The organism is Nostoc cycadae WK-1 (assembly GCF_002897135.1).
Lineage (GTDB): Bacteria > Cyanobacteriota > Cyanobacteriia > Cyanobacteriales > Nostocaceae > Nostoc_B.
The window spans coordinates 418,009-435,496 of the sequence record NZ_DF978421.1 but is presented as its reverse complement, the minus strand read 5'-3'; the positions used below and the strand labels follow the sequence as shown (position 1 = coordinate 435,496).

At 40.1% G+C, this 17,488-nt stretch carries 15 protein-coding genes; 10 read left to right on the top strand and 5 right to left on the bottom strand.

The genetic code is table 11. The features are described 5' to 3' along the window. Window positions 1-27: 27 nt before the first annotated feature. From NCWK1_RS01760 to accD, 3 genes are all read left to right on the top strand, one after another. The gene (locus NCWK1_RS01760; RefSeq protein ID WP_096581896.1) at window positions 28-288 is read left to right on the top strand and encodes a hypothetical protein; all 261 of its coding nucleotides are present in this window, start codon (window positions 28-30) and stop codon (window positions 286-288) included. 82 nt (window positions 289-370) lie between these two features. Next, complete coding sequence (locus NCWK1_RS01755; protein ID WP_103123491.1) at window positions 371-1,192, top strand: prepilin peptidase; 822 nt, start codon at window positions 371-373, stop codon at window positions 1,190-1,192. Between the two features lie 651 nt (window positions 1,193-1,843). Beyond that, the gene (gene accD, locus NCWK1_RS01750) at window positions 1,844-2,794 is read left to right on the top strand and encodes an acetyl-CoA carboxylase, carboxyltransferase subunit beta (RefSeq protein WP_096581900.1); all 951 of its coding nucleotides are present in this window, start codon (window positions 1,844-1,846) and stop codon (window positions 2,792-2,794) included. Between the two features lie 64 nt (window positions 2,795-2,858). Here accD and NCWK1_RS01745 read toward each other — a convergent pair whose 3' ends face one another. Beyond that, complete coding sequence (locus tag NCWK1_RS01745; RefSeq protein WP_103123490.1) at window positions 2,859-4,235, bottom strand: MFS transporter; 1,377 nt, start codon at window positions 4,233-4,235, stop codon at window positions 2,859-2,861. A gap of 191 nt (window positions 4,236-4,426) precedes the next feature. Between NCWK1_RS01745 and NCWK1_RS01740 the strand changes: the two genes are divergently transcribed. Next, on the top strand, window positions 4,427-5,674 hold the full coding sequence (locus tag NCWK1_RS01740; protein WP_103123489.1) for an ABC transporter substrate-binding protein: 1,248 nt from the start codon (window positions 4,427-4,429) through the stop codon (window positions 5,672-5,674). 136 nt (window positions 5,675-5,810) lie between these two features. Here the strand turns inward: NCWK1_RS01740 and NCWK1_RS01735 are convergent, their stop codons facing one another. Continuing rightward, window positions 5,811-8,243 carry an ATP-binding protein gene (locus tag NCWK1_RS01735; protein ID WP_103123488.1) on the bottom strand — a complete coding sequence of 811 codons (2,433 nt, stop codon included), beginning with the start codon at window positions 8,241-8,243 and terminating at the stop codon, window positions 5,811-5,813. Window positions 8,244-8,397: 154 nt separating this feature from the next. On the opposite strand from NCWK1_RS01735, the gene NCWK1_RS01730 reads away from it, so the two are divergent. The 6 genes from NCWK1_RS01730 (at window position 8,398) to petJ (ending at window position 12,678) form a co-directional block, all read left to right on the top strand. Further along, window positions 8,398-9,291: a carbohydrate ABC transporter permease gene (locus tag NCWK1_RS01730; RefSeq protein ID WP_096581908.1), complete on the top strand. Its 894-nt coding sequence runs from the start codon at window positions 8,398-8,400 to the stop codon at window positions 9,289-9,291. Beyond that, window positions 9,288-10,124, top strand: coding sequence for a carbohydrate ABC transporter permease (locus NCWK1_RS01725; RefSeq protein WP_103123487.1), 837 nt, complete (start codon window positions 9,288-9,290; stop codon window positions 10,122-10,124). Before NCWK1_RS01730 ends, NCWK1_RS01725 begins: the two co-directional genes overlap by 4 nt. A 155-nt stretch (window positions 10,125-10,279) precedes the next feature. Further along, the gene (locus NCWK1_RS01720) at window positions 10,280-10,534 is read left to right on the top strand and encodes a hypothetical protein (protein ID WP_096581912.1); all 255 of its coding nucleotides are present in this window, start codon (window positions 10,280-10,282) and stop codon (window positions 10,532-10,534) included. Between the two features lie 77 nt (window positions 10,535-10,611). Next, on the top strand, window positions 10,612-11,103 hold the full coding sequence (gene psbV, locus NCWK1_RS01715) for a photosystem II cytochrome c-550 (RefSeq protein WP_096581914.1): 492 nt from the start codon (window positions 10,612-10,614) through the stop codon (window positions 11,101-11,103). Between the two features lie 454 nt (window positions 11,104-11,557). Further along, on the top strand, window positions 11,558-11,974 hold the full coding sequence (gene petE, locus NCWK1_RS01710; RefSeq protein WP_103123486.1) for a plastocyanin: 417 nt from the start codon (window positions 11,558-11,560) through the stop codon (window positions 11,972-11,974). A gap of 377 nt (window positions 11,975-12,351) precedes the next feature. Continuing rightward, window positions 12,352-12,678, top strand: coding sequence for a cytochrome c6 PetJ (gene petJ, locus NCWK1_RS01705; RefSeq protein WP_245894803.1), 327 nt, complete (start codon window positions 12,352-12,354; stop codon window positions 12,676-12,678). Between the two features lie 34 nt (window positions 12,679-12,712). On the opposite strand, the gene NCWK1_RS01700 is transcribed toward petJ, so the two are convergent. The 3 genes from NCWK1_RS01700 to NCWK1_RS01690 all read right to left on the bottom strand — a co-directional run bounded on the left by NCWK1_RS01700 (window position 12,713) and on the right by NCWK1_RS01690 (window position 17,058). Continuing rightward, window positions 12,713-15,418, bottom strand: a complete 2,706-nt coding sequence (locus NCWK1_RS01700; protein WP_103123485.1) for a peptidase domain-containing ABC transporter — start codon at window positions 15,416-15,418, stop codon at window positions 12,713-12,715. Further along, window positions 15,367-16,125, bottom strand: a complete 759-nt coding sequence (locus tag NCWK1_RS01695) for a peptidylprolyl isomerase (RefSeq protein ID WP_096581923.1) — start codon at window positions 16,123-16,125, stop codon at window positions 15,367-15,369. Before NCWK1_RS01695 ends, NCWK1_RS01700 begins: the two co-directional genes overlap by 52 nt. Before the next feature lie 135 nt (window positions 16,126-16,260). Further along, window positions 16,261-17,058, bottom strand: coding sequence for a TIGR00297 family protein (locus tag NCWK1_RS01690; RefSeq protein ID WP_096581925.1), 798 nt, complete (start codon window positions 17,056-17,058; stop codon window positions 16,261-16,263). Window positions 17,059-17,488 lie beyond the last annotated feature (430 nt).

Below are 17,488 nucleotides of genomic sequence, written 5' to 3'. Positions count from 1 at the left end.
ATCTAGTAAGTAGATAGCAGTAACATAGTGTACGCTTTACGACAAGATACATCTAATTTCACCGCCTCTAGAATCCAGCCACCTCTGGTTGATCCCGCAATCATCAGAGCAGCTGGCCAGATTTACTACACATATTGTGAAGTACATCCAGAAATCGCCGGGCAGCCTTCCGGGGTAGCAATTAATCGTGTTACCCATCGGGGTAAGGTGATTTTTACTCACCAACCAGTTCTATTACCACAAGAATGTTTTGTGCCTTTAAATCAAATTGAGTCCCACATGTATTAGTTAATAGTCAATGGTCAGTGGTCATTTGACAAATGACAAATGACAAAGCACAAATGACACAGAACATTTGACAAATGACTATATGGACTTTTTAATGGCTGTTCCGGCGATGATTGTTGTTTTCGCCTTGGGTGCATCTATAGGTAGCTTTATCAACGTTGTCGTTTATCGAATCCCTGGGGGGTTATCGATTCTTTGGCCACCTTCCCGTTGCCCCCATTGCTTAAACCAGCTAAAAGCTTATGACAATGTACCTGTGCTGGGATGGTTGTGGTTACGCGGAAAATGCCGTTATTGTAAAAGCAAAATTGCTGTTCGTTACCCGGTGGTAGAAGCAATAACGGGTATAATTTTTTTGGCAATTTTTTTAGTATTTCAAGTTTCGATCGCTACATTAGGATATTGGACTTTTTGTAGTTGGTTATTAGCCTTAGCCTTAATTGACTTAGATACCATGACTCTCCCCAACGTCCTCACGCAATCGGGATTAGTCGTAGGTTTAGGATTTCAAATAATTAGCGGTTTTGTCCCAGAAGCCAGCGGGGTAGGAATAATCAGACACCTGATGATGGGAATAGTCGGTGCAGTTATTGGCTTATGGCTATTTGATGGCATCGCCCTTGGTGGTTCAATTGTGTTAGGTAAAACGGCAATGGGTGCGGGAGATGCCAAATTAGCCGCCATGATGGGCGCTTGGCTAGGTTGGCGGTATTTACTTTTGGCTAGTTTAATTGCCTGTGCCGTGGGAGTATTAATAGGTGGATTAGTACTTGTGCGATCGCCTCAAAAAACTGGAGTAAAAATCCCCTTCGGCCCTTTTTTAGCACTAGGCGCAATCATCACTGTCTTTACTGGACAGGCAATATTATCGGCTTATTTGCAATTTGCCTTGCAGTCCAATTAACTAAATTTAAAGTAGGTAAACTTTACACACCCGATAAATCAGGCCAGGCGATCGCGTGATCTACTATAATAATATTGTTTATCGGCTTTCTGTTTATAGCTTAAGAAAGCACTTACAATTCCTAACGACTGTAACAGTCATTACGCCATCGCCGCTTCACCTTTTGATAATATCAGCCTGTGACTTGTATTACCCTCTTAACGAAAGAGACCCGTTGGCAAAACTAAAGCCACAGATGCTAACTGCTCAGAAACTAGCACGATATTTACAAAATATGGGGACAGCCGCTTGCCGCTAGGGTTGGGTAACAGCATCTTTTTGGGGGAGTTGGTATTCCAATGGAGATGACTTGGCTAATACATTTACAAAATGATATCCGCGAGAGACTTGTATTGGTATAAGCATTTTCGTTAAGCTGGCAACCAAAGATACAAAATAAGGTCTGAATTGCTTATAAGCGTAATTTTGGCTATGTAGTCATCAGGCATTTGTTTTGATTAATCACAAATGAACACCAGTTGCGCCAAGTCGGCAGAACCGACGACAGTTGCGACAACGGAGGAAACCTCCGTAAAGCATTGTTTCCCCAAAGCACTGGTTCCTAATGACAAAAGACTGTTTTCGACCCATACCCACTTGAATAAGATAAAAATGGCAAACAACGAAGAATCACGCGGTTTAAAGTCTCTGTTTGATTGGTTTGCAAATCGAAGAAAATCAGGCTCTACCAACCTGGAACGGCAAGAACGGGAAATTGCTGATGGGTTATGGCACAAGTGTTCTAAGTGTGGTGTTTTAACCTATACAAAAGATTTGAGAGCTAATCAAATGGTCTGCGTTGAATGTGGACATCATAATCGGGTAGACAGTGATGAACGCATCCGCCAATTGATAGATAACAATACTTGGCAACCGATAGATGAGCATTTGCGTCCGACTGATCCCTTACAATTTCGCGATCGCAAACTTTATAGCGATCGCCTCCGGGAAACGGAAAGCAAAATCGGCCTCATAGACGCGGTAAAAACCGGTTTAGGACAAATCAACGGAATGCCCGTAGCCTTGGGCGTGATGGACTTCCGCTTTATGGGTGGTAGTATGGGTTCCGTTGTTGGCGAAAAAATCACCCGCTTAATTGAACAAGCAACTGGGCGACGTTACCCTGTAGTTATTGTCTGCACCTCTGGTGGTGCAAGAATGCAGGAAGGTATGCTTTCCCTGATGCAGATGGCGAAAATCTCCGCAGCTTTAGACCGCCATCGTGATGCAAGATTATTGTATATTCCTGTCTTGACTAACCCCACCACTGGTGGTGTAACTGCGAGTTTTGCCATGTTAGGCGATATCATTTTGGCAGAACCTAAATCAACCATTGGTTTCGCTGGTCGGCGAGTGATTGAGCAAACCCTCCGGGAAAAACTGCCAGATGATTTTCAGACTGCTGAAGATTTACTCAAGCATGGCTTTGTGGACGATATCGTACCCCGGACTCAGTTAAAGAATACTTTGTCCCAGCTAATTGCTTTACACCAACCAGTTGCAACCGCCCCTTCAATGATGTTGTGGGAGTCAATGACATTGAGTTCTACCGCAGTTGAGTAAAAGTAAAAAGGTAAAAGTAAAAAGGCAAAAGTTGAAATTTGTTTTGCCTTTTACCTTTTGCCTTTTATCTTCCTGGTTCTTGCACAAAAAACAGTGGTACAAGTGCAGCTAGGCGCAACAAGCCAGAAATAGCGAATAATCCCAGTAAGCCATCCCAAATAGCAAATTGGGCGATGAAACTGCCGATGGTGGTGCCTAAAGCGCCACTACCACCAGCCACAGCCGCCGCGATCGCAAAATAAATTGACTGATTTTTAATTGGTGCGATCGCTAATTGCAAATTGTTATTACACAAGTCAATGGCTGCCCAAGTCACACCAGCCAAAATATGTAAAAGTGGCAACCATAGCCAAATATCCATTTGACTAGCACTAATTCCCAACCAAAAAATTGGTGTCAGTCCTACCATAATTCCCACAAAAATTAAAATAGGCAGATTCCCAACTCTATCTGCTAATTTGCCCCACCAAATCATCATCAACAAGTTAGCCCCAGCTTGCAAACTGCCGTAAAGCGTCACCCAACTAACATTTATACCCAGAGTATCCAGCATATAGAGATTAAAAAAAGGTGCGCTCAAGTGAACAGCAAACATCCATAAAGATATATAAATCAAAAATATTAAAAAGTTAGAGTTTTTCCAAATACTAATAGTAGGTGCAACAACTAATTCATCTGTATTATTTATAGGTGTAGAACCCAGAGAATTTTGCAATTGGGGATTAATATCTACCTTGAAATATTGACAGCCGATGCTAACAATGCCAAACACAACCCCAATTAGCAACACAACCCCATAACCTTGGATATTTCCCCCATACCAATGGGATACCACTAAACCAGTTAAAGGCAGACAAATTAAATTAGTCAAGCTAACCGCACTGTTGCGAATCCCGAAATATCTACCGCGCAATCGTCGGGGAACAATCATCGCTAACCAACTCATCCACGATGCACAACCCAAACCTCCTAAAAGATGAGTGGCTAAAACAATCAACAGCGTCATCACAACTAACTGTTGTGAACTGATACCACCCCAACTAAAGATAGCAATAGCGATCGCTAAAATTAGCCACAGTAACCGCGCAGTTCCATATATTCTCAGCGCATACCGAAAACGGCTAGTAGTGCGTTCTGATAAATAAGCACCCAAAGGCTGAATGAGATTTACCAGCATGGGTATAGAAGATAACATTCCAAATACCACTGGACTAGCATCTAATTCCACCAGGAAATTACTGAGTAAAATACCGCCAGTAGTGATACCAAATACCGTTGCTAAAACAGCATCCACCGTAGAGGCTCGTAAACTAGTACGAATGGTATCCTTAGAAATACGGAAGACAGGTTTTTTGCTAGGAACAAGTGTAGTTGTTGGTGTAACAATCTGGGATATTTCCAGAGTCAGAGAAGCCGCTGTTTCGACCTGAACAGAATCCATAGTTATGTTTGAAGTAACGCATCTGGGCGCAGTTTGAGTGAAATATTGAGGAATCGAAATTGCCTCATCAGCCTTGGTTATAATTTTTCGTTATTTTATCTTGCTTAATCTCAACAAAAATTCAGATTTGTTAAACATCTGTCCTCAGCTACAGACGATATAAGTGAAGTGAAAGCTACTGTCATCCATCCGTGAAAAGAATTAGCTTGTGGAGATTTTTGGGTGTAGTCATAGCGATCGCGATCGCTATTATTGGCTGTCACAGCCTACAACAACCAACCGCCAACGCCGTCACCGTCAAACTTAGTGGCTGGGCTGGTTCCCAGGTTGAGCAAAAGCTATTAAGACAAGTTCTGCAAGACTTTGAAGCCCAGCGTCCCAACATCAAAGTTAAATACGAAGTTATTTCCGACCAATATATGGACGTAATTAAAACTCGTTTGGTGGGAGATGCGGCTCCTGATGTATTCTATCTTGATGCGTTGGAAGCGCCTTTTTTGATGAGTCAAAATGTTTTGGAACCCTTAGATAATTACATTCAGCCAGAATTTGAGATAGAAGACTTTGAAGTTACCCTTTTAGATAGTTTTAAATACCAAAACCATATTTATGGGCTACCGAAAGACTATTCTACATTAGCTCTGTTTTATAACACAAAATCTTTTGCTGCGGCAGGCTTAAATACTCCGCCAAGTAATTGGTCAGAACTACGTTCTTATTCCCAAAAATTAACAAGCAAGCTCAACAAATATGGTTTTGGTGAATTGCCTGAATTAGCACGTCAGGTATATAAAATTAAAGCATTCGACGGACAAATTATCGATGAGAACGGTTATGCTACCTTTGCTAGTAAAACTAGTTTACAAGGATTGCAATTAGTTATCGACCAGTATCAACAAGATAAATCCTCTGCTCAAAAATCTGATGTCGGTACAAACTCAGGTAGCGAAATGTTTGGACAGGGTAAAGTAGCGATGGTGATTGAAGGAAACTGGGCGATTCCTTACCTACAAGAAACCTTTCCTCAACTCGAATTTGCTACCGCAGAATTACCCACAATTAATCATCAAAAAGGCACAATGGTGTTTACTGTCGCCTATGTAATGAATAAGCAATCTCAACATAAAGCCGCCGCTTGGGAGTTGATTTCTTACCTGACTGGTAAAGCGGGAATGCAAAAATGGACAGCCACAGGATTTGCACTACCAACCAGGAAATCTGTAGCACAGCAATTAGGCTATGACAAAGATCCTCTCAGAAAACCATTGGTTGCAGGTGTGAATTATGCAACACCGTGGCAAGTTGGTCAATATCCCGCAGCAATTATGAATAATTTTGATAATCAGTTTGTCAGTGCTTTATTAGGACAACAAACATTACAGCAAGCAATGTTACGGGCGCAAAATGCAGCAAATCAGCAAATTAAACTGATGGATTAAGAAACTTCTAAATAAAAATTCTCTCTCTGTGTTCTCTGCGTCTCAGTGGTTTGTTCAGGCTAGTTATAGTAGTAACATAATATATTGGATTAAATTTTATTTAATCCAATATATTATGTAAATTTTTTGGATGTTTCTAATCAAGCTCCCACTCTAATTTTAATGTCTCCAACTTAGGATTTTTGACACTCAGTTGCTTACATTCTTCCAAAAATTCTTTCACCTGTTCTTGGGTCAAACTTAAGCCGCCATCTTGGAGATTATGAATATAAGTAATCACATCTGAAGTTGTGAGATATGAATTTATTTCTTCCAGCAAAATAGCATTGTTGACTTCTCGACACACTAACTCAATATCAGATGAAGTAAATCTACTACTTTTCTCTGCTAACATCTCAAAATTAACTGATTGTTCCACATTCAATTGTGATAAATAATGCTTAAATATATCGACTCTTTCTGCTTGGTTCGGTGGAAAAATAGGAACTTTCCAATCTAATCTGCCAGAACGTTTCAAGGCACTATCAATACCACTTAAATAATTAGTAGCAGCAATAACTATGACATCACTATTTTTGATATTATTCAGTTCAATCAATAATTGATTAATTGTGGCTCTTTGGTCAGTATGAGAGTTTTCATCATTACGGTTAAACCCAATGCTATCTAACTCATCGATAAATAATACAGAAGGGGCTTTTTTCTTAGCTTGGACAAAAATATCTCGAATATTTTTTTGGCTTTGACCTATCCATACACTGATAATATCAGCTGGAGAAAACTTAAAGAAATATCGCCCTGATTCATTGGCAAAAGCATTAGCTAGTAATGTTTTACCACATCCAGGTAATCCATAAAACAGAATGCCACTAATTGCACCTTTATGTCCTTTAGATTGTAATTTGAGCAGTTTATTTAATTTTTCTTTTTCCTCATTTAATCCTTTGACTTGGCTAAAGTCCAGCTTTACTTGTTTGACAACTGGTGTGAGGTGTCTGGTGACATTTCTTTTAACCCTATATTCAAAAGTCGGATATTCAATTTTTTCAAATGATACAGGTACTAGTTGATGTTTTTCATAATCTGGTGTCATAACTATAATTTTAAAGTTAGCACCATAATATTCTGCTAGTTTATATTCTAAAATTTCTTTAGTCTTTTTCAGTTGATAGTAGTTGCGAGCAATTTCAAATCCTGGTACTACTAACCAGACACTTTCTAAATTATTTGGCCATACCTGAGATTTTCGTAAAATTCTCTTAATCATATCAAAAAACAGATTGTTATCAGCAAACTCTTGATATTTGAGAGTTTCTATTTCCACAACAATTTTATTTTTGACATATACTTCTACTTTTTCAGTTTGATATTCTTCATATTCATCCTCATCTGTATTATCATCTTCTTGAGAAGTTAACTCTACCTCACAACCGATATGAGATAATTCATATCCTAAACTTTCTAAAGTTTTGATGGCAAAATATTTCAGATATATGTATTCACTGCTTTCTTGCTGCCACTTCAGATGATATAGATGTTCAGGTTTGATTTTCAGTAGTAGTTGTGATTCAGCTTGGATTTGAGCTTTTTGAAGTTCTAAAAAATAATTGAGTAGAGAGACATCATCTTCATCTGTTTGGTAATAAGGAAGTTCTAATAATAGCCGGAAGTGAGCTAAGATTTCTTCTTTTTGTTCAATAGCAGCTTCCTGAGAATATTTACATCTCAGTGTAAAAGTAAAAGGGATTTTACTGGCAACTGTATCGACTAAATGTCCTAAACTATCTTCTTTTTGTTGGGCTTGAATTTCTAATAATGATGGACAATGAAATAAAAGAAAAGACTGTGTAGAGTTATATTTGTTTAAAGACAAAGATATATGTTCAAATTGCTCATCAAATTTTTCTGAATCTAGTAATTCTAAGCCCGTACCTCCAAGTATGACACTTGTCATGGTTGAACGATAGAAATGAAATATATTAGCGCCTTTAATAGAACTTTCCTTATCATTTTCGCAATCATCATCAGAGTCAATGATATTAGTGGCGAATTGGCGGACAGAAGAACTTGCCACTTCAGTTAACCCTTGATATTGAAATTTCCTAATCAACTCGTAATTAAAGATTTTGACGACAATATCTGAAAAGAAATCTACATCTTGGGGAATGAGAAAAATCCCCATAGGTTGATTTGAATCTAAACAAGATTGGAAGCGTTCGTATTCTTGATCAGAACCAAAGTCAAATAAATAGTAAAAGAAATCATGTTTGACTTGAATTGTTTCTTTAAGCTTTTGAGAAATTACTTCAGATGATAAAAATTCTTCAGAAATTTCTACACCTTTGAGAGAAATAGCTATTTTGGTGTCTAAGGGAACATATAAATCAAAAGCTGGATTAGCACATAGCCCTAAGTTATCAAGAATGGTATTAAAATCATCTATGAATGCTTGGCTTCTGCGTTGATAACTAAACTGTTCCATGATGGTTTTAACTCGCAAGCTTTTTTTGGCTTTACCTGTTCTTTGCAGTTCATTTTTGATAGAGCTTAAGTAGGCTGTATATGACATTTTGTCTCCTGACAATAACCAAATCTATTATTCCCAAACTGAGATATGCAGTTAACTTACATAAGCGATCGCCACAATCTCCGATGTAACATAAATAATCATGCACTACCTATCGCTTCAATTAGGTTGTGCAGAATTAGGCAGAGGTTAAGTTATGTTCCAAATTAGCAGGCGGCAAAATCTGACAGAAAATTTGGCTGGATATCTGTTTCTCGCACCCACTATTCTGATTTTGGGAACTTTTGTTGTATTACCTATTCTCTACGCCGTTTTTCTGTCGTTACACAAAGTACAGCTTCTCGGCGGAATTAAGTATGAGTTTATCGGCTTTCGCAATTTCAGCCGCTTAGTTGAAGATGAACGCGTTTGGATTGCTTTGAAAAATACGGCGGAATACGTCGCCATTGTCGTACCTTGCCAAACTATTTTGGCTTTAGTTTTGGCGGTAACGCTCAATTCGGGGATTCGCGGGAAAAATTGGTGGCGCATCCTTTATTTTTTGCCCACAGTCACTTCTTCCGCCGTCCTGACGCTGATTTTTATGTGGATATACAACACAGATGGGCTACTGAACGATGGTTTAGCTTTTGTGGGTTTACCTACTTATAACTGGTTGGGTGATCCATCTGTGGCACTCAAAGGCATCATGATCATGAATATTTGGTCAACTGCGCCGTTTTATATGGTGATTTATCTAGCGGCGTTGCAAGATATCCCCCAAAAATTGTACGAGGCGGCGGAACTGGATGGGGCAAATACTTGGCAGCAGTTGATTTACGTGACGATTCCTTTACTCAAGCCTGTCACTTTTTTTGTTGTCGCTATCGGAATTATCGGGACTTTTCAATTATTTGACCAATCTTATATTTTTTCTGGTGGGACTGGCGGGCCGAATAATGCGACGCTGACTTTGGTGTTGCTGATTTACCAAGCGGTATTTCGCAATTTACAGATGGGTTATGCAGCAGCGATCGCATTTTTATTAGCCGTAGTCATCATTACGATGACTTTAATTCAGCGGCGGTTATTTGGAGGTGAAAAAATGTGACTACAATTTCTCGCATTCCTTGGCTCAAAGTATTGTTATATCTGGTGCTGACGCTTTATGCCGTGATTACCTTAATACCATTTCTCTGGGCATTGTCGGCATCATTTAAACCATTGTCAGAGATTGTCAACAGCGGCAGTAATTTCATCCCGCAAAATTTTACCCTAGATAATTACAAACAAATCTTTTTACAAGAACCACTATTTTGGCGCTGGTTATTTAACAGTGTAGCGATCGCCCTCAGTGTGACACTATTAAACTTAATATTTAACTCAATGGCGGGTTATGCCTTAGCTAGACTGCGCTTTGTTGGTAAAAGCTTCTGGTTTTTCCTAATTTTGGCAATCTTGGCAGTCCCAGCGCAAATTACTTTGATTCCCACCTTTTTGATTTTAAAGGCGATCGGTTGGCTAAATTCTTATCAAGGCATGATTGTGCCGGGGATGGTTAACGCTACATTTATCTTTATGATGCGGCAGTTTTTCATCAACTTCCCCAGAGAACTAGAAGAAGCAGGACAACTAGATGGCTTAACTACCTTTGGGATTTTTAGATATATTGTCTTACCTTTAGCAAAACCAGCCCTAGCAGCCCAAGCCGTTTTCGTCTTTATGGGTAGTTGGAATAATTTTTTGCTACCTGTTGTCATCTTATTTGACCCCGAAATGTTCACCTTACCCTTGGGCTTGAACACCTTCAAAGGTGTATACATTAGCTATTGGAACTACATCATGGCGGCTTCTATGGTTTTTACTCTGCCTGCTTTAGGTATATATGCTTTCTTCAACCGCTATTTTATCCAAAGCGCCACCTTTACAGGCGGGAAAGGGTAGTTATTAGTCAATGGTCATTTGTCAATGGTCATTTGTCATTTGTTACTTCCCCTAATCCCCTGATCCCTCATCCAAATTTTGGGCAACAAATTGCACTCCTAACGTGATATTGGTATTACAGCGACTTAATCTCTATTTGTCTGTTAACAAACATTATGGGTTTTGCAGATCTACCGATCGCAGAGATAGCAATAAACTACAGTAAGACTGTAGCAAAGGTGTTTTCTCTGTATAAGCAATTGGGAATTGCCTATAAATGCCAAAAGGCTCATTGGGCGTTGGAAAATGCAAAAGCAATTATGGCGCAAACATCGTCAGAAATTTACCACCAAGGTACTAGCGACTCGGTGAGTGATACCAGAGTCACTTGGTGGGCGATTTCGGACTGGAGCGAATTTTTAATAACATAGAACCGCTGTTAGCGATATGGAGATTGAGCATCGCATTATTTAGCTGTGTTGAGCGTCAAAATTTTTAAGGGGAAACAATGTTTAGAAGATTAATTGGCGTTGTTGTGGTTACTGTTTTACTGACATTTCAGTTGATGGTTGGTAATGCTACAGCTGTGGAACTAGACGAAGCGATCAGAACAGTGCCATTAAATAAACAGGGTGATACAGTCGTTCTTAGCCTCAAACAAGTTAAAGAAGGCAAACGCTTATTTCAGTACGCTTGCGCTCAATGTCATGTTGGTGGTGTTACCAAAACCAACCAAAACGTAGGACTTGAACCAGAAGCGCTATCACTGGCTACACCCAACCGGAACAACATTGAAGGTTTGGTAGATTACATGAAAAATCCTACTACTTATGATGGGGAAGAGGAAATCTCTGAATTACACCCCAGCCTCAAGAGTGCAGATATTTTCACAGAAATGCGTAATCTGACCGAAGATGATTTAGTAGCGATCGCTGGTCACATCCTCCTACAACCTAAAGTTGTCGGTACCAAGTGGGGCGGTGGCAAAATTTATTACTAAACTTCAGTACTAATTGCTGAACTTTGAGGGATTAGATGCTAGGAATTGAGGTTTGAGAAAAAATTTTGGATTGGTCTGCAATCTAAAATCTCAAATCTAAGATTCCCAGCCCCTAATCCCTATATTTTTGGGCAAGTGAAGATGTCATACCCAACTTCCTGTAAGTTGAGCCATAAATTTTTGGGTGCAATGTAAGTAGAGCAACGTAAATATTTGTAGTTGGGAAAAGGCAGGAGGGAAGAGGGTTTTAGTTTTATTAACCTTTCTTAAGGTAGTTTGCTTTTTTCCACCGACTTACTTAGTTGATGAATTATTGCTTATTGCCAAGTTGCTGAATATTAATTTATAACCCAATTAATAAAAAAAAATGGATCTACGACATATTGTCAAACTTTGGCGTTGATTTTATTTAAAATGAAATAGGGAAAATAAAACCTTCTGTTAGGAGAAAGTCATGAAAATGATTACGGCAAGCCTGCGACGCTTGAGCTTGGCTGTTTTGACAATTCTTTTGGTGGTGAGCAGCTTTGCTGTTTTTACACCTTCAGCTGCTGCTGAAACCCACCAAATCAAGCTGGGTAGCGATAAAGGGTTGCTAGTATTTGAACCCAAAAAGCTTTCCATCAAACCCGGCGATACAATTGAATGGATCAACAACAAAGTTCCTCCCCATAACATTGTCTTTGATGCAGCTCTCAACCCTGCTAAGAGTGCAGATTTAGCTAAATCTCTGTCTCATAAACAGTTGTTGATGAGTCCTGGTCAAAAAGACACAACCACTTTCCCAGCCGATGCACCTGCGGGTGAATACACCTTCTACTGTGAACCCCACCGTGGTGCTGGTATGGTTGGTAAAATCACCGTTGAATAGAAGTAGCACTGTTGACCTAGATATTTTCTAGGCTCTTCAGTACAATTCACAAACTGACAAATGCCAGAGTCTGGCAAATACAAAAAATCTAACAATGGCGGTGACGAGTCTTATTTCCGCTAAGAATGCTCAACAGCGCATAGCGATGTCAGAGATTAACTCGTCACCGCTAATTTTATTGAAATGTAAAACTGATAAAATGTATAGCTGTAGTCAGATATGTTAGGACAATTTGAAAGCTTGAATGCCAGGAATAATCAGATTTTTCCTCCAGCATAGCTGCCTGCTGCCTTCTGCTATAGCAGTCCAAGTATAGATTAGAACTATATTTATTTAGTCGCTGGAGCCTGGAGAATCACTTGAGAATATTTTTGTTAATGTTATTTCTAGCGATCGCCCTCTTCAAATTAACATTTACTTATCCAGCACTAGCTGCCGAAACATCCAACGGTGCCAAAATCTTCAGCGCCAATTGTTCTTCCTGTCACATAGGCGGCGGTAACATTCTGGTTGCCGAAAAAACTTTAGCCAAAGAAGCATTATCAAAATACTTGGCAGATTATAACACTGACTCCATTCAGGCAATTATTCATCAAGTGCAGAATGGTAAAAATGCCATGCCCCCCTTCAAAAATAAATTAACTTCTGACGAAATTTTGGCTGTAGCTGCTTATGTTTTTCAACAAGCAGAACAAGGTTGGTAGTTATAGCACTATCCTCTAGCCTTTATTCCCAAAACTAAACATTAGCCTGTTGACGCTGATAAAGAGACCAATACAAACCTTTCTGCTGTAAAAGTTGAGTGTGAGTACCGCGTTCAGCAATTACGCCCTTCTCCATCACTACAATTAAATCAGCCCGCTTGAGTGGTGCAAAGCGGTGAGCAATCAGAAATACTGTGCGATTTGCCGAAACTCGTTGCAGATTTTGTAGTACCTGCTGTTCAGTTTCGCTATCCAAAGCACTCGTCGCCTCATCCAAAATTAAAATCGGAGCATCAGACAAAAACAACCGTGCCAAAGCAATTCGTTGTCGCTGTCCTCCAGACAAAGCCGTACCTCGCTCACCGACATTTGTCTCGTAACCGAAGGGCAATTGACTGATAAAATCATGGGCTACAGCCAATCTCGCGGCTTCTACTACCTGTTCAGCCGTAATATTGGGATTGCCCAAAGTAATATTTTCTAAAATTGAACCATTAAACAAAAAGTCCTCTTGTAACACCACCCCAATTTGTTGCCGCAGTGATGCTAAATCTGCACTCTTAATATCAAAACCATCAATTAAGATGCGTCCCGATTCAATTTGATACAACCGTTGCAACAACTTTGACAGTGTACTTTTACCTGAGCCACTACGTCCGACTATCCCAACAAACTGTCCTGGTTGCACATCAAAAGTAATCCCTCGTAACACAGGTTCAGTATGGGCTTGGTAACGGAAAAATACCTGTTCAAAATTCACTTGCCCTTTTAATCTTGGTAAGACTAATCCTGTACCTAGTTCCGCTTCTGGGGCAGTGTTGAGAATATCACCAATTCTATCGACTGATAGTAATACTTGTTGCAGATTTTGCCAGAGTTGTACCAAACGTAATAGTGGTTCTGTCACTCGTCCAGACAACATCTGAAAAGCAACTAACTGACCAATGGTAAGTTGTTGACCAATTACCAACTTTGCACCCACCCAGAGAATCAGTAAGGTAGAAAAATTGGTGAGAAAGTCACCAATATTACTGCTGATATTAGATGTAGTTGAGGCTTTGAAACCAGTGCGGATAAATCGAGCAAATAAACCTTCCCAACGTTCCCGCGCTACGGGTTCAGCTGCATGGGCTTTTACAGAATGAATGCCTGTAATTGTTTCTACCAAAAATGATTGACTGTCGGCACTGCGGTTAAAGGTTTCGTTCAGCCAGTTGCGTAAAATTGGTGTGGCAAAAATCGTTAAAATGGCAAACAACGGCAACACCGCCAAGGCCACAAAAGTTAAAGGGATGTTGTAGTAAAACATCAATGCCAGATAGACAACGGCAAAGATGCTGTCCAGGATGACAGTTAAAGCTGTACCTGTGAGAAATTGCCTGATTTGTTCCAGTTCTTGAACACGGGCGACAGTATCACCCACTCGCCGAGATTCAAAATAAGCTAAAGGCAAGCGCATAAGATGGCGGAATAGCTGTGCCGATAAACTTAAATCTAAGCGTCGAGCAGTATGGGTAAAGATAAATAGGCGCAAAGTGCCAAGTATCGCCTCAAAGCAAGCAATTAATAATAAGGCGATCGCCATTACATCCAGGGTAGGCAAACTTTCCTGCACCATTACCTTATCGATCACGACCTGGGTAATGAGGGGCGTACCTAAGCCAAATAGTTGTAGTGTAAAGGATGCCAGCAGAACTTCCCCTAATAATCCCTTATATTTCCAAACAGCCGGAATAAACCAACTGAGGTTAAATTTTTCTTGTTTGTTAATCAGTTCTACTTGCCAAAGTTGTCCATCCCAGGCAGCTTCGACAATTGATTGTGGTAGAGTCTCACATATTTGTCCTAAATTTAGGGGGTTGGCAATAATTAAACGTGAACCTTTAACGGCATAAACAACTACCCAACTGGGTTGGGGTTGAGTTTCGCTTTGCCATAACATCAGTGCCGGAAATGAAAGTTTGGGTAATTCGTCCCAACTAACTTGGAGTCGCCGCAATACTAGTCCAAGTTTTTCCGCAGCTTCAACAATTTGTTTAGAGTTTTGTCCCCGCAGTTGTCGTTGTACCCATTCGAGTTGCACGGGGTTGTCTAGTTGTTGCGCCACCATTGTTAGGCAGGCGGCGGCGGTGTTGCTGTGGGCAATGAAAGGATAATTTGATGTGTCTGGAGTGCGGTTGAGTAATTCTTGTAGAGTTGGCTGCTGAGTTTCTGGAGGACTAACGGTGGCGGCTGGTAGAGGCTGTTGTGGTTCTGGGCTGGGTTGAGATTGAGTATTAATTTGTGCTGGTTCTGCGGTGGAACCGGAGAAGAATTGTGCAATTTCGGGAGTGCTAAATTCTTTCCACAGGGCGCTGTCCCAACAGGCGACAATGACTTCTTTACTGGCGGCTACGGCTTTGCAATCTACTGCTATTGTGTAAAGGTCGCCGAACCAGTCGCCAGTTTGCAAGGCTGCAAGGGCAAGACTATCTTGTTCTTGTCTCAGTCTAACTTTCCCTGAGACTATATAGTATTGGTAGCCGCGTTTTTGCGTTGACCAGATTTTTTCTCCTAGTTGGTAGCGATGGATAATTACCTGATGACGCAATCTTGCTTGTTGTTCGCTACTTAGCCAGCATAATGGCCCTTGATTCCACGGTATTTCTGCTATAGCGTTGATTTCTAAAGATTCATTATCCAGGGGTGTTAACCCATTTGTAATTTCACTGTTAGCTTTTGAATTTTCTCTGCTAGCCATTTTTCAAATAACTCATTTTGTAATGCTTGTTGTAGTTGAGTATCTTCTAAAGACGCTGGCAGAAATTGTTCTACGCGAAACAAACCATAACGTCCTTCTAGTTCTACTGGCCCTACTAATTGCCCAGAACTGGCAACATCAATTGCCGCCCGTAATGTGTCTGGCATTGTGCCACGGCTGATTGCTCCCATCATGCCGTTCATGATGCGATCTTCTGTGAGGGAATATTCTCTGGCTAGTTGTTCAAAACTGCCTCCTTCTTCGATTTGGGTTCTAAGTTCTTCACAAAGTTCTTGGCTTTCAACAATAATGCGAGAGATAACAACCCGATCTAAAAAAATTTTTCTTTCAATAAAGTACTCAGGAATGCTGGTTTGAGTGACTACTGTTTTGAGTTTTTCTAATTTAAAACCCAAGGTAATTGATGAATGAAATGTTTCATAATCTGTACCATTTGTTTGTAACCATTCTTGAAAAGTTTGTGGTTGAGTTAGTTGATTTTTTAACCGAAAGTCAATAACTGCTTGTTCTGTTAAAGCTGGGTTGATATCTAAATCATCTCTAGTTTGGATTTCTTGCTCAATCACATACTGACGGAGAATATCGCCAATAAACTGTGATAATTTGCCAGAAGCTTGCAGATATTTTACTGCCTGTGTGATTGAGAGTGGATGATCATTTATTGACAGAAATGATAAAGATTCCATGAATTAACTCAAGAAAAACAGCTAAAATTTCATAATTGACGGCTACCTGAACTGTGTCAGGAGTCAGCATAGGAAATTATGGCAACTACACTGTTAATGTGTTACCTAAAAATATGTTTAAATTCCACTAGTTAACTAGCCGATCGCAATTGTCCACAACCAAGCAAAGAGGATGGCGGCGATCGCACCAATTAACGTATTTAAAATATTGACTAATTCATTCGTCAGCCAAGTATATTTAGTTTGCAGTGTGGCTCCAATGACACTTTCTAAATTGGTCGCAATAAAAGCCGCTAAGATACACCACAAAATCCCCAATGAGTCGATCAATCCTACCGTCCAACCAACGCAGGCGATCGCGATCGATGCTACCACACCAGCTAATGTTCCTTCTAAACTAACTGCGCCTTCTGTACCTCGTGGTACTGGTTGCAGTGTGGTAATTAAAAATGTACTTTTACCATAGGCTTTCCCAACTTCGCTGGCTGATGTGTCAGATAGCTTGGTGCTAAAACTCGCTACATAGCCCAACAATAGCAGGGACACAGGATGGGGAACTAGAGACTGGGAATTAGCTACTATAAATCCCGAATTGATGATTCCTACACCCAAAGCGCATAATGCTGCGGTTAATGCTGAACCCCAAACATTTTCCGGGCCTCTTGCACCAGAACGTTTTTCGGCTATACCTTGCGCTTCTTTCTCTGCCATACCAATGCGCGTCACTCCTGAACCCACCAGGAAATAAAACGCCACTACTAGATATCCTTGCCAACCTACAGTTCCCCAAACTAGTACACCCAGTATCCAGGCGTGGAATAACCCCGCTGGGGTGAGCAGCTTTTTCGGAGCAATCCAGACTAAACCCAATAAAATGGCGTTTAATCCTACTCCCACTAACCAGGGATTCGCAGAGTCAATTAAAGGTAACATTAGCAGTGAATCACAAGTAATGTTGTCATTGGCAGCATATCAACAGAATAACCAATTTTCGACCTTAGATGTTACCTCTCATTCTTTAATTTTAAAAGTGCATAGATTCTCTTACTTTTACTAGTGGTGAGAGAAAAAACAGGCAAGACAAAGAACAAATTTTTTAGCTAGAACAAGTCAGGAGTCAGAAGCATAATTTCTGTTGTTAATTTTTAGTTATGTAGCTCATAACCTTAGAAGCTGCTGTAAATATCGCTATCAGCATATAAGTGACAGCAATATAAAACTGTGTTGCACTTAACCACAAACAAGTTTTTAGCGCATAAATTGTAGATATAGCAGGTTACAAGTTACAGAGTTAAAGCATTAGAGACTTTCATTAATCATTTGTCTCTTGTCAATACAAATGACCAATGACTAATAATCAAGG

Excerpts from the sequence above, each read along its gene's own strand:
- NCWK1_RS01755 (WP_103123491.1), top strand. The coding sequence starts at position 371 with ATGGACTTTTTAATGGCTGTTCCGGCGATGATTGTTGTTTTCGCCTTG.
- accD (WP_096581900.1), top strand. The coding sequence starts at position 1,844 with ATGGCAAACAACGAAGAATCACGCGGTTTAAAGTCTCTGTTTGATTGG.
- NCWK1_RS01745 (WP_103123490.1), bottom strand. The coding sequence starts at position 4,235 with ATGGATTCTGTTCAGGTCGAAACAGCGGCTTCTCTGACTCTGGAAATA.
- NCWK1_RS01735 (WP_103123488.1), bottom strand. The coding sequence starts at position 8,243 with ATGTCATATACAGCCTACTTAAGCTCTATCAAAAATGAACTGCAAAGA.
- NCWK1_RS01730 (WP_096581908.1), top strand. The coding sequence starts at position 8,398 with ATGTTCCAAATTAGCAGGCGGCAAAATCTGACAGAAAATTTGGCTGGA.
- NCWK1_RS01720 (WP_096581912.1), top strand. The coding sequence starts at position 10,280 with ATGGGTTTTGCAGATCTACCGATCGCAGAGATAGCAATAAACTACAGT.
- psbV (WP_096581914.1), top strand. The coding sequence starts at position 10,612 with ATGTTTAGAAGATTAATTGGCGTTGTTGTGGTTACTGTTTTACTGACA.
- petE (WP_103123486.1), top strand. The coding sequence starts at position 11,558 with ATGAAAATGATTACGGCAAGCCTGCGACGCTTGAGCTTGGCTGTTTTG.
- petJ (WP_245894803.1), top strand. The coding sequence starts at position 12,352 with ATGTTATTTCTAGCGATCGCCCTCTTCAAATTAACATTTACTTATCCA.
- NCWK1_RS01700 (WP_103123485.1), bottom strand. The coding sequence starts at position 15,418 with ATGGCTAGCAGAGAAAATTCAAAAGCTAACAGTGAAATTACAAATGGG.
- NCWK1_RS01695 (WP_096581923.1), bottom strand. The coding sequence starts at position 16,125 with ATGGAATCTTTATCATTTCTGTCAATAAATGATCATCCACTCTCAATC.
- NCWK1_RS01690 (WP_096581925.1), bottom strand. The coding sequence starts at position 17,058 with ATGTTACCTTTAATTGACTCTGCGAATCCCTGGTTAGTGGGAGTAGGA.